Origin of the sequence: Citrobacter sp. 21OH12SH02A-Citro (assembly GCF_027919895.1) — a bacterium.
Taxonomy (GTDB): Bacteria; Pseudomonadota; Gammaproteobacteria; order Enterobacterales; family Enterobacteriaceae; genus Citrobacter; species Citrobacter braakii.
The window spans coordinates 3,603,631-3,615,302 of the sequence record NZ_CP114801.1; the positions used below are offsets into that span (position 1 = coordinate 3,603,631).

An 11,672-nucleotide genomic window follows, 5' to 3' on the forward strand; every position below is an offset into this window, starting at 1 on the left:
AAATCATCAGGAGTCGCGGGCAAGTTCCAGGTAGTCTGTTGTATCCATCCCGAAGGTGTTCGGTTAGTTTAAGCCACGAAGAAGGGGATGCGTTATGGATGAATACTCACCCAAAAGACATGATATCGCGCAGCTTAAATTTCTCTGCGAAACCCTGTATCATGACTGTCTTGCAAACCTTGAACAAAGTAACCATGGCTGGGTTAATGACCCTACCTCTGCCACTAGCTTGCAGCTCAATGAACTGATAGAGCATATTGCAACCTTCGCACTTAATTATAAAATTAAGTACAATGAGGACAATAAGCTGATCGCGCAGATAGATGAATACCTGGATGACACTTTTATGTTGTTCAGCAGTTATGGTATTAATACGCAGGATCTGCAGAAATGGCGGAAGTCAGGTAATCGACTGTTTCGCTGTTTTGTCAATGCCACCAGGGCTAATCCTGTTAGTTTGTCTTGTTAAAAATTATTACAATCATAGGTAAGATTTATGTCCGATAAACCATTAACTAAAACTGATTATTTGATGCGCCTGCGACGTTGTCAGACAATTGACACACTTGAGCGCGTTATTGAAAAAAATAAATATGAATTGTCCGACAACGAACTGGCTGTATTTTACTCAGCAGCAGATCACCGCCTTGCTGAATTGACTATGAATAAGCTCTACGACAAGATTCCAACTTCTGTTTGGAAATTCATTCGCTAATTGCTCACGGGTTAAGTCAGGTATAGCGGTACATTTGTCTGGCTGACCATTTTCGTATTTACAATGGTTATTTAAATCAAATCACGTGACTACGATCACAGCGAAGAAGTGGGAACGTTCCCCTTGTTTGCATTGCGTTTTACTGTGTTGAAATGACCTCCAGTACACAGGAAATTCGTAATGAGTAATGAAAAGCAAAAAATGATCGCCGGTGAACTTTATCGCCCGGCGGATGAAACATTGCGCCACGACCGACTACGCGCTCGTCAGTTGACCCATCGCTACAACCTCACCGCTCCCGATGAAAAAAATGCGCGACAAGCTATCCTGCATGAGCTGTTGGGCCAGAGCGAAGGGGCTTATATTGAACCCTCTTTTCGTTGTGATTACGGCTATAACATCTATCTCGGTAAAGAATTTTACGCCAACTTCGACTGCGTTATGCTCGACGTCTGCCCAATCCATATTGGCGACAACTGCATGTTAGCCCCAGGAGTCCATATTTATACCGCCACCCACCCGCTGGATGCCACCGAGCGAAACAGTGGCATGGAGCTCGGCAAACCCGTGACTATTGGCCACAACGTCTGGATAGGTGGACGCGCAGTGATAAACCCTGGCGTAACGTTGGGTGATAACGTGGTTGTGGCCTCGGGCGCGGTGGTCACGAAAAGCGTTCCGGCAAACTGCGTGGTTGGGGGCAATCCCGCCAGGATTATCAAAACGCTGTGATCTTAAATGTAACTGTTATGCTAAATTGTGGTTAATCTGTTACTTTCTTCACAAGGTATCCCCTTTTAAAATAGGGCGATCGCATCTGAATATCGCAGACACCACAAAGGCAAGAGATGACAGAAATACAGCGCCTGCTTACCGAAACCATCGACGACTTAAATATTCGCGAAAAGCGCGACAACAAACCGCGCTTTAGCATCAGCTTTATTCGCAAACATCCCGGCTTGTTCATCGGCATGTATGTTGCGTGGTTTGCCACGCTGGCGGTGATGCTGCAGTCAGAAACGTTAGTCGATTCAGTATGGCTGCTGGTGGTTCTGTTCGTCATACTCAACGCGTTTTTCTTTTTCGACGTTGCGCCGCGATACCGCTTTGAAGATATCGACGTACTGGATTTCAGAGTTTGCTATAACGGGGAATGGTATAACACGCGCTTTGTCCCCCCTTCACTCATCGATACCATCCTGCACTCACCTTCCGTCGATAGCGAACATAAAGCGCAGCTGCAAAAGATGATATCGCGTAAGGGTGAACTCTCGTTTTACGATGTCTTTACGCTAACCCGTCCCCAGACCAGCCAGTAACCACATCTCAACGCAGATAAAAAAAGTGCGTCCCGGTGAAGGAAACGCACTTTAATCCCTGAAATGTTGGTAAAGAAACTAACGTCTTTTTTTACGCCCCTGAACAGCTTTAAAGCGCGGATTCGTTTTACAGATTACGTACAAACGCCCTTTGCGTTTCACTATCTGGCAGTCAGGATGACGCTGTTTTGCACTACGAAGTGAATTGAGTACCTGCATCTTAACCTCGCTTAGTGCCAATAAAATGACCAAAACGTTTCTGGAAACGTGCTGCACTGCCTTCGTTATCAAAGGTTTTTTGTTTCCCGGTATAGTACGGATGCGATTTGGAAGAGATATCCAGGGTCACGTACGGATACATTTTCCCCTCAAACTCAATCTCACGTTCCGTTTTAATGGTCGAGCCGACCTTAAAAAATTCATTGGCGCTGGTATCGTGAAACACCACAGTACGGTAAAAAGGATGAATATCCGGCTTCATGGCAACCTCAATTTATTACGTTATAACATAACCACAAAAATACACCACTCTTGTATAAATCACAACCTGGTTTACGCGATTAAGAGTTAAACGGGATGATAAGTGGCCGTAAATATATGATGCCAATCGAATAGCTTTTTCGGCTTTCGGATATACTTTCCCTACGCTGTGTTAATAAGGATATCACTGTGATAACACGACATCTGATAAGCCTGGTGACTGGGGTGCTGTTTCTTTCCATCCTCGCGCCCGTAGGTTTAAGCCTGTGGCTGGCGCATCGTCAGGTCGAAACGAAATTTATCGATGAGCTCGATATGTTCTCAACCCGAGTCGCATTACGTACGGAACGCGTAGGTGAACAGGCCAAAAAAGCGTTGCGCCATATTGAAGCTTTTCAGGGTGAACCTTGTAGTGAAGAGCATCTGCTTGAAATGCGTCGTTTGTCATATAGCTATCGCTATATTCAGGAAGTGCTGTACCTCAAAGATAACGTTCCACAATGCTCATCCCTGGAAAAAAGAAGCCGGGCAGCCGCGTTTCCTCCAGCAATGAAAATCACGCCCGATGGCTACCACGCATGGTTGACCATGCAAAACGATTTGGGCATCAAGCGTTTTATGGCGGCATTAGGTAGCAAGCATTACGTCGTGATGATCGATCCCGGTTCTTTTATTGATGTCATCCCGTTTGGCTCATGGCCGATTGAAGTCGCTATCATTGGTACCGCGCGTAACACGGTGGTAGCCAGTAGCACCGATCTGCCACCGGATGTTTTACAACATGTGCAACTAGAGCATTCGATTACCCATCTTCAGAAAGGCGGCAGTATTTATAACGCCCGCCCCTTCCCCGAACTGGGCATTACGGTTGTAACCTGGGCATCCACTGTACCTTTGCAAAAAAGCTGGCACCGACAAGCGCTAATCTGGCTGCCGGCAGGGATCCTTCTCGGCTTACTCACCGCAGCCTTTATTCTGCGTATTTTGCGCCGTTTACAGTCCCCTCATCACCAGTTGCAGGACGCTATCCAGCATCGGGATATCAAGGTCTACTACCAACCGATTATCTCGCTCAAAACGGGGAAAGTGGTCGGGGCAGAAGCGCTGGCTCGCTGGCCACAGGCCGACGGGAGCTATCTGTCGCCTGAGATTTTCGTCGCACTGGCGCAAGAGACCGGGCTTTCAGAGCCGCTCACCCGTTTGATTATTGAAAGCGTATTTGACGATTTAGGAAAATGGTTGCGTCAATATCCCCACCAGCATATATCCATTAACCTTGAGTCAGCCGATCTGACCTCCGAAACGCTTCCTGCTCTGTTAAGCCAGAAGGTGAACCACTGGCAACTTAAGCCTGCACAAATCGCGCTGGAACTGACCGAACGCGAATTTGCCGACCCAAAAAACAGCGCGCCGTTTATTGCTAAATACCGACAGGCAGGCCATTCGATCTATATTGATGATTTTGGTACCGGCTATTCAAGTCTTAGCTATTTGCAGGATCTGGATGTGGATATCCTGAAGATTGACAAATCGTTCGTCGATGCGCTGGAGTACAACAACGTCACGCCGCATATCATCGAGATCGCGAAAACGCTGAAGCTGGAGATGGTGGCAGAAGGTATTGAAACCGAGAATCAGGAAGCCTGGCTACGCCAGCACGGCGTGCAGTACGGTCAGGGCTGGCTCTACAGTAAAGCGCTGCCGAAAGCGGAATTTATTCTGTGGGCAGAAAAACGGCTTTAGCATGGCTGTTGATGTTGAGATGGCTGGCGGCACGCCGCACAGCCAGTCACATCACTCTTCCATAATGGGCGCAAATCCACCGTAGATCATTCGCTTGCCATCAAATGGCATAGATTCACCGAATTCCTTCATACGGGGATCGGACATCATCTTCTGATTCGCCGCATCGCGGACCTCTTTGGAAGGGTATTCAATCCAGCTGAATACCACTTCTTCATGATCCTGCGCTTTCACAGCCATGCGAAAATCGGTCAGTTTGCCGTCGGGGACATCATCTGCCCAGCACTCCACCACGCGCAATGCACCGAACTCCTTGAAAAGCGGAGCTGCTTTTGCCGCCATCGCAATGTACGCCTCCTTGTTTTCAGCGGGTACGGCAACCACAAAGCCATCAACATACTTCATGAGAAAAACCTCCGAAGTGTACTGCGCGGCAAGCCGATTCCGGCCGCGTCAGTCGAGGTTAAGTTTAGTCGCCAGCAGGAGATCGTGCCCCAGGCGCATTCCTGATACGAATACGCGCCTGCGGCTGATGGCAAAACCATGGCAGGCAAATTTGAATCAGCGGCCCAATAGCCAGTGCATACAGCACCGTTCCAAACCCAACGGTTCCCCCCAGCAGCCAACCAATAAGCAACACGGACACTTCGATTGCGGTTCGAATTCGTCGTACTGGCCAGCCGGTACGCGCGTGAATTCCAGTCATCAGACCGTCACGCGGGCCCGCGCCAAAACCGGCACCAATGTACAGAGCGGTTGCTAACGCATTCAGTATCACCGCTGACACCAGCAGCCCGCTGCGCGCCAGCAGGGATTCAAATCCCGGAATCACCAGCAGCGCGACATCTGCCGCCAGCCCAATCATAATCACGTTGCTTAACGTGCCAAACCCTGGGCGCTGGCGTAGCGGTATCCACGCCAGAAGCACCAACACACCCACGGCAATAATCACCACGCCGATATTCATCGACAGTAAATTTGCCACCCCCAGGTGGAACACGTTCCACGGATCGGCCCCTAAATCGGCACGGACAAACATCGCCGTCGACACACCGTACAGCGTCAGCCCGATAAACAGCTGAAGTAAACGACGCAGCATGTTCTTCCCCTCTTACTCTCAGATAACTTTCATCTTCACCGCAATTGGCACTATGATTAATGTCCAGTTTTCAAAAAGTGGACTGCTATGTCATCTCGCCGTTACGGAAGCCAGTCTTTGCAACGCCTGCTCGGACACTGGCAGGAAAGTCCCTCGCGAACGCCCATCTGGCGACAGCTGGCAGAAGCGTTACGTTTGCTGATCCTCGATGGACGACTGGCGCTGAATAGCCGCTTGCCCGGTGAACGCGAGCTCGCTGCCGTTCTGCAAGTCAGCCGAACCACCGTCGCCAGCGCCATGGCGCAACTGCGTGAGGAGGGATATCTGGAAAGCCGACATGGTAGCGGTTCACGGGTGATCCTGCCGGAGCACATTCGCCATGTGCCAACGCGGACCAGCACTGGAACAGCGCTTGATTTGTCCACGGCAGCGCTGAGTGCCGGTCCTGAAATTCATCAGGCTTACCAGCAGGCACTGTTCGCAATGCCGCAGCATCTGCTGAGCTCCGGGTATCTACCGCAGGGACTGTCGGTTTTGCGTGAATCCATCGCCCGGCATTATTGCGAACGCGGACTCCCGACGCAGCCCGACGAAATAATGGTCGTGAACGGCGCGGTCAGCGGTCTGGCGTTGATCCTGCGTTTACTCACCGGCCCCGGCGATCGCGTAGTGGTAGATCACCCCACTTATCCGTTGGCCATTGCAGCAATACAAGGGGCGTCATGTCGCCCCGTCGGCGTGTCGCTGCCCGAGCACGGTTGGGATACGGCGGGTCTGGTCGCCACCATCGCGCAAACTGCACCGAGAATGGCCTATCTGATGCCGGATTTTCACAACCCGACCGGGCGCTGTATGGACACCGCTACTCGCCAGGTCGTGGCGGATATTGCTGAAAGAACCCGCACGACGTTGGTGGTCGATGAGACCATGGTGAACCTGTGGTATGACGCCCCACCGCCACCGCCGCTTGCCGCATTCAATCGCGATGCCCCGATCATCCTGCTCGGTTCAGCAGGGAAAAGCTTTTGGGGCGGATTACGTCTGGGCTGGATTCGGGCGTCGGCGCGTACCATTGCCGCGCTGGTCCAAACCCGCGACACCTTCGATTTGGGCTCCCCGGTGCTTGAACAACTCACCACCAGCTGGCTGCTGGATAACGCCGAGGACTTTCTTCCTGACAGAAGACGCCGACTCACATCACAGCGAGACCTGTGCTCGCGCCTGATGAATTCACATTTCCCGGAATGGCAGTTTACCCAGCCACAAGGAGGACTCTCTTTCTGGGTTGAACTGCCTGATACGCTGGCGACGCTCTTTGCCACGCGCGCCGAAAGTGCAGGCATTCAGTTGGGAACCGGTACGCGGTTCGGCCTTGATGGCGCATTCGACCGCTTTTTGCGTATGCCCTTCACGTTGCCGGATGACACAGCGTGTGCCGCCTTCAGAGTGTTGCAACCTATTTGGGATAGCCTGCGTTTGCAGGCTAGCGGCGGGAAAATGCGTAAAATAATCTAAACGACGAGTTAAAGGACTCGCTCTTGAATGCCGTGATGGACGAGGAGGTCCTGGCAATACTACCGCTGAGGAGGAACCGGAAAACCCTTCAGGGAAATCACGAAATTCTCACCGTCTTTCTTAATTTTTGCCCCAGCATCACACCAATCGGAGGCAATACGGAAGAACTCATCGCTGCCGACATTCCAGCACAGACGAACGTGTTTCACATAACCGGAGCGCAGCATTTCACAGGCTTCGCCATAATTACAGGCGGTTGAGAGCGATTGTTGTTTCATTTTTTCTTCTTCAGTAATCTTCGCAATGCTTTGATTTCTTTAGGAGTCAGTGCATCAACTACGGATTCTTCCGTATGCTGGCTATCGATATCCTCAGCGGAGACTCCCACCTCTTCAATGGCGGAAAACGCGATTAGTAGCAGTTTTTCCGTGGCGATACTCAAATTTTCATTATGCACTTCAGCATAATGGCGAAGCTTTTCTTTTAGCGCCTCATCAACTTTGACATTCAATACAGCGGTCGACATCGTAGAAAATCCTTGTGGTCAGCCACAACACACCGGATGTAAGACCATGTCATTACAGCGCAATGGCGGCGGCAAAAGCTCAAATAACATCCCCAAAACACAGTGACAGTATTTGATGACAATAAAATGACGATCCGATGACAAAGAAAAGAAGATAAACAGAAGAGAAATTGCCGAACGGCAGAATTGGGTGGGGGCCCTGCCAGCTACATCCCGGCACACACGTCATCTGCCTTGGCTGCTTCCTTCCGGACCTGACCTGGTAAACAGAGTAGTGTTGCGGGAGAACCAACAGAGCCCCCATTGAGAGCGTTGTTAACCAACGCGCAGGCGCATTATCACTGCTGCACCCTGTAATTGCAACCCATCCAGCATCGGATGCTGTTTTCTTGTGCAATGCGGCTTCACTCCTTCGCCATTCGGCATTATGCTGGAGGATTAGCGCAGGAATAAATGATGGATATACAGGACTCTTTCCCCCAACGCGTCTGGCAAATCGTCGCTTCAATCCCCGAAGGTTTCGTCACCACGTATGGCGATGTTGCCCGGCTTGCGGGATCGCCGCGCGCTGCGCGTCAGGTAGGCGGCGTGCTTAAGCGTCTCCCCGAAGGCAGCACCCTACCCTGGCATCGGGTGGTCAATCGCCACGGAGCCATTTCGCTGACGGGTCCCGACCTGCAACGACAACGTCAGGCGTTGCTGGCAGAAGGAATTGTGGTTTCAGGAAGCGGACAGATCGATTTACAGCGCTATCGCTGGGTGTACTAACCCTCTCCAGGCGGAGAGGGTTACAACGACCTTAGTACTGCGTGGGAGCCGGAACCGCAGATGACGGATTCACCTGGGTTGGTGAAGTAGACGGAACCGTGGTAGTAGCCCCACCGCTCGCCTGAACCGGTACTGCTGTTTGCTGTACCGGGACCAGCGTCAGGTCGGCTTTAGTCCCACCCTGATTGATGACCGTCTGAACGGTATCAGTAATAAAGACCAGTTTATCATTTACCGTAATAGCCGCACTCAGCAGAATACGGGCGTTAGGTTGAATATCTGCCGGGTTAAACGGTAATACAAAGCTGAATGGCGCTTGTTTACCTTCAGTACGGACCGCTTTTTGCGACAGCACTTTTGACGGCGCATCGGCCAGTGAAGCATCTGACAGCGTAACGGTTAGCACCGCATCGGGTGGCAAGGCCACTTTCTGACGGATCCATACTGTACCGGAGACATTTGGCTGCTGAATTTTAGACTGTGTGTCAGAAATTGACGTATTAGGGCTTGGCGCAGGTGTCTGAATATCAGCGCTTTTATCGGCACAGGCCGCCAGAGCGACTGCAACCGCTAAACCACTTACCATGTGCACGAGTTTCATTAAATTCTCCTTATCATCTATGCACCAGCGAGAACTTTCCTCGCCAGAAGAGTGGTTAACAAAAACATAACGTGACTAAGTGTGGCACAAGACAGCTATTTTTGCCTGTAATAGGCCAGTAATTCAGACAATTGCACCCATCGGACCACTTTTAAAATTGCGTTATACTCTGCCTACCTCGCTGCGACATCGATATCACCTGGAGAGCACGTATGAGTCTGGCACTGAAAAATTTGCTGACATTGTTAAATCTGGAAAAAATTGAAGAAGGACTCTTTCGGGGCCAAAGTGAAGACTTAGGGTTACGTCAGGTTTTTGGGGGACAGGTTGTCGGTCAGGCGCTATATGCCGCAAAAGAAACCGTACCGGAAGAGCGTCTGGTACACTCTTTTCACAGCTACTTTTTACGCCCCGGCGATAGCCAAAAGCCCATCATCTATGATGTGGAAGTCCTGCGTGATGGTAACAGCTTCAGCGCGCGCCGCGTTGCCGCGATCCAGAATGGTAAACCCATTTTTTACATGACTGCCTCTTTTCAGGCACCGGAAGACGGATTTGAACATCAGAAAACCATGCCGGATGCGCCGGGTCCCGATGAGCTGAAATCAGAAACGGAAATTGCCCGCTCAGTGGCGCATTTGCTGCCGCCGCTGTTGAAAGAAAAATTTATCAACGATCGTCCGTTGGAAGTACGCCCTGTCGAGTTTCATAACCCCCTAAAAGGTCACGTCGCACCTCCGACGCGCCAGGTATGGATCCGAGCTAACGGCGTGCTGCAGGACGATCTGCGCGTCCATCAGTATCTGCTGGGTTATGCCTCAGACCTGAACTTCCTGCCTGTTGCGCTGCAACCGTACGGGATTGGCTTCCTGGAAAAAGGGATTCAGATCGCCACCATTGACCATTCTATGTGGTTCCACCGTCCGTTTAATATCAATGAATGGCTGCTGTATAACGTCGAGAGTACTTCGGCATCCGGTGCCCGGGGCTTTGTACGCGGAGAGTTTTATACCCAGGATGGCGTGCTGGTCGCTTCTACCGTACAGGAAGGGGTAATGCGTAATCGCAATTGAGAATTACCGGATGGTGGCGCAAAAGCGTTGCCATCCGGCAAATTGAGAATCAGGCGTTGTAAGCGTTCTCGCCGTGACTGTTTACATCCAGACCTTCGCGCTCCTGCTCTTCCGGTACGCGCAAACCAACCGTCATATCCGCCAGCTTATAGCCAATGAAAGCCACCACGCCAGACCAAACGATGGTGATCGCCACGCTTTCCAGTTGCACCAGCAGCTGATGCCCCATGGTCACGCCCTCGGCAAAGCCCACGCCTCCCAAAGAGCTGGCAGCGAAAACTCCGGTCAGGATACAGCCGACAATGCCGCACACGCCGTGAACGCCAAACACGTCACACGGATCGTCCACACGCAGAAAACGCTTCAGCATGGTCACGCCCCACAGGCCTGCCAGACCCGCAACGACACCGATAATCAGCGCGCCGCCGACACCGATATAGCCACATGCAGGTGTTACGCCCACCAGACCCGCAATGGCACCAGAGCAGGCGCCCAGCAGAGACGGTTTACCACGCAGCGCCCATTCACCGAAGATCCATCCGAGGATGGCTGCAGCGGTGGCGACCACGGTATTGACGAAGGCCAGTGCGGCGATTTCATTTGCCGTACCCGCTGAACCAGCGTTAAAGCCAAACCAACCAATGTAGAGAATAGCGGTACCGGTGAAGACCATCGGCAGGTTATGCGGTTTAAAAGCTTCTTTGCCAAAACCGACACGTTTGCCAATCAGATACGCGCCTACCAGACCGGCAATCGCCGCGTTGATGTGCACAACCGTTCCGCCGGCAAAATCCAGCGCGCCATGGGAAGCCAGCAAGCCGCCGCCCCAGACCATATGAGCAATGGGGATGTACGACAGCGTTAACCATACCACCACAAAAATCAGCACCGCGGAGAAGCGAATACGTTCAGCCAGCGCACCGACGATTAGCCCAACGGTGATGCAGGCGAACGAGCCCTGAAAAGCAACGTGAATGTACTGGTAGAAGCTCCCCGTTACCGCCGTTAGCGCAATATTCTTCAGCAATACCCAGTTGAAGTTGCCGAAGAAATTATTTCCTTCGCCAAAGGCCAGTGAGTAGCCATAAACCACCCATAAAATACAAACCAGAGCAAATGTCACCGTAACCTGAGTCAGCATCGACAGCACGTTCTTACCGCGAATCAAACCGCCGTAGAACAGCGCAATGCCAGGGATGGTCATAAACAACACCAGCGCGGTACAGATCATCATAAAAGCGTTATCCGCTTTATCCGCAACCGCCGGTGCCGCCATCGCCAGTCCCGGCAGCAGCGCCAGTGAAGCAATACCTGTTTTCATCGTTGCTATCTTCATTTTTTGGTTTCCTATCACTGTGTGCCAGACGTTACAGTGCGGCTTCGTCGGCTTCGCCGGTACGAATACGAATCACACGTTGCAGCTCGGCGACGAAGATTTTGCCGTCGCCAATTTTTCCGGTGTATGCCGCCTTACTGATGACATCAATCACGCCATCCAGTTGGTCGTCGGCAATCGCCACATCAATCTTCACCTTGGGCAGAAAATTGACGCTATATTCAGCCCCACGGTACAGCTCAGCATGACCTTTCTGTCGGCCAAACCCCTTCACTTCGGTGACGGTCAGCCCCTGAATACCAATAGACGACAATGCTTCACGGACGTCTTCCAGTTTGAACGGTTTGATTACCACGGTAACCAGCTTCATAGATCCCCTCCAGTCAGAATTCAGTAGTGGCTGCAGATACACGAGAGGAATATTGCAAGGGATGTGCCAGGAATGAAAAAGGCGGGATGATTCAGGTTCTCAGGGTACTTCCGGGAGAGAAAAAGAA

16 protein-coding genes, 1 other RNA gene and 1 pseudogene are annotated in these 11,672 nt (G+C 51.5%); 8 read left to right on the forward strand and 10 right to left on the reverse strand.

Annotation, left to right across the window (positions count from 1 at the left end; translation table 11 throughout):
• Window positions 1–94: 94 nt before the first annotated feature.
• The 4 genes from tomB (at window position 95) to O6D90_RS17630 (ending at window position 2,034) form a co-directional block, all read left to right on the forward strand.
• A complete protein-coding gene (gene tomB, locus O6D90_RS17615) occupies window positions 95–469 on the forward strand; it encodes an Hha toxicity modulator TomB (RefSeq protein WP_003021733.1) in 375 nt (124 codons plus the stop codon).
• A 27-nt stretch (window positions 470–496) separates the two neighbouring features.
• Complete coding sequence (locus O6D90_RS17620; protein WP_002892050.1) at window positions 497–715, forward strand: HHA domain-containing protein; 219 nt, start codon at window positions 497–499, stop codon at window positions 713–715.
• Window positions 716–895: 180 nt separating this feature from the next.
• Complete coding sequence (gene maa, locus O6D90_RS17625; RefSeq protein ID WP_016155874.1) at window positions 896–1,447, forward strand: maltose O-acetyltransferase; 552 nt, start codon at window positions 896–898, stop codon at window positions 1,445–1,447.
• Between the two features lie 116 nt (window positions 1,448–1,563).
• Window positions 1,564–2,034, forward strand: coding sequence for a YlaC family protein (locus tag O6D90_RS17630; protein ID WP_016152071.1), 471 nt, complete (start codon window positions 1,564–1,566; stop codon window positions 2,032–2,034).
• A 78-nt stretch (window positions 2,035–2,112) separates the two neighbouring features.
• On the opposite strand, the gene ykgO is transcribed toward O6D90_RS17630, so the two are convergent.
• Window positions 2,113–2,253 carry a type B 50S ribosomal protein L36 gene (ykgO, locus tag O6D90_RS17635; RefSeq protein ID WP_005125190.1) on the reverse strand — a complete coding sequence of 47 codons (141 nt, stop codon included), beginning with the start codon at window positions 2,251–2,253 and terminating at the stop codon, window positions 2,113–2,115.
• Window position 2,254: 1 nt separating this feature from the next.
• Window positions 2,255–2,515: a type B 50S ribosomal protein L31 gene (locus O6D90_RS17640; RefSeq protein ID WP_016152070.1), complete on the reverse strand. Its 261-nt coding sequence runs from the start codon at window positions 2,513–2,515 to the stop codon at window positions 2,255–2,257.
• Between the two features lie 188 nt (window positions 2,516–2,703).
• Here O6D90_RS17640 and O6D90_RS17645 point away from each other — a divergent pair, with 188 nt between their 5' ends.
• The gene (locus tag O6D90_RS17645; protein WP_016155873.1) at window positions 2,704–4,257 is read left to right on the forward strand and encodes an EAL domain-containing protein; all 1,554 of its coding nucleotides are present in this window, start codon (window positions 2,704–2,706) and stop codon (window positions 4,255–4,257) included.
• 51 nt (window positions 4,258–4,308) lie between these two features.
• On the opposite strand, the gene O6D90_RS17650 is transcribed toward O6D90_RS17645, so the two are convergent.
• Complete coding sequence (locus tag O6D90_RS17650) at window positions 4,309–4,662, reverse strand: DUF1428 domain-containing protein (protein ID WP_003831033.1); 354 nt, start codon at window positions 4,660–4,662, stop codon at window positions 4,309–4,311.
• Window positions 4,663–4,726: 64 nt separating this feature from the next.
• Window positions 4,727–5,356, reverse strand: coding sequence for a YczE/YyaS/YitT family protein (locus O6D90_RS17655; RefSeq protein ID WP_016155872.1), 630 nt, complete (start codon window positions 5,354–5,356; stop codon window positions 4,727–4,729).
• Window positions 5,357–5,443: 87 nt separating this feature from the next.
• Between O6D90_RS17655 and O6D90_RS17660 the strand changes: the two genes are divergently transcribed.
• Complete coding sequence (locus tag O6D90_RS17660) at window positions 5,444–6,871, forward strand: PLP-dependent aminotransferase family protein (protein ID WP_016155871.1); 1,428 nt, start codon at window positions 5,444–5,446, stop codon at window positions 6,869–6,871.
• Window positions 6,872–6,930: 59 nt separating this feature from the next.
• Here the strand turns inward: O6D90_RS17660 and O6D90_RS17665 are convergent, their stop codons facing one another.
• From O6D90_RS17665 to ffs, 3 genes are all read right to left on the reverse strand, one after another.
• On the reverse strand, window positions 6,931–7,149 hold the full coding sequence (locus O6D90_RS17665) for a hypothetical protein (protein ID WP_016155870.1): 219 nt from the start codon (window positions 7,147–7,149) through the stop codon (window positions 6,931–6,933).
• A complete protein-coding gene (locus tag O6D90_RS17670) occupies window positions 7,146–7,397 on the reverse strand; it encodes a hypothetical protein (RefSeq protein WP_016152065.1) in 252 nt (83 codons plus the stop codon). The genes O6D90_RS17665 and O6D90_RS17670 overlap by 4 nt, the downstream gene beginning before the upstream one ends.
• Window positions 7,398–7,594: 197 nt before the next feature.
• Window positions 7,595–7,691: signal recognition particle sRNA small type (gene ffs, locus O6D90_RS17675), an RNA gene on the reverse strand.
• 84 nt (window positions 7,692–7,775) lie between these two features.
• On the opposite strand from ffs, the pseudogene O6D90_RS17680 reads away from it, so the two are divergent.
• A pseudogene (locus tag O6D90_RS17680) lies at window positions 7,776–8,165 on the forward strand (MGMT family protein).
• 31 nt (window positions 8,166–8,196) lie between these two features.
• On the opposite strand, the gene O6D90_RS17685 reads toward O6D90_RS17680, so the two are convergent.
• Window positions 8,197–8,766 carry a YbaY family lipoprotein gene (locus tag O6D90_RS17685; RefSeq protein WP_016152063.1) on the reverse strand — a complete coding sequence of 190 codons (570 nt, stop codon included), beginning with the start codon at window positions 8,764–8,766 and terminating at the stop codon, window positions 8,197–8,199.
• 212 nt (window positions 8,767–8,978) lie between these two features.
• On the opposite strand from O6D90_RS17685, the gene tesB reads away from it, so the two are divergent.
• On the forward strand, window positions 8,979–9,839 hold the full coding sequence (gene tesB / locus O6D90_RS17690) for an acyl-CoA thioesterase II (protein ID WP_016152062.1): 861 nt from the start codon (window positions 8,979–8,981) through the stop codon (window positions 9,837–9,839).
• Between the two features lie 49 nt (window positions 9,840–9,888).
• Here the strand turns inward: tesB and amtB are convergent, their stop codons facing one another.
• Window positions 9,889–11,175 carry an ammonium transporter AmtB gene (gene amtB, locus O6D90_RS17695; RefSeq protein ID WP_008783954.1) on the reverse strand — a complete coding sequence of 429 codons (1,287 nt, stop codon included), beginning with the start codon at window positions 11,173–11,175 and terminating at the stop codon, window positions 9,889–9,891.
• 31 nt (window positions 11,176–11,206) lie between these two features.
• Window positions 11,207–11,545, reverse strand: coding sequence for a P-II family nitrogen regulator (glnK, locus tag O6D90_RS17700; protein ID WP_003021657.1), 339 nt, complete (start codon window positions 11,543–11,545; stop codon window positions 11,207–11,209).
• Window positions 11,546–11,672 lie beyond the last annotated feature (127 nt).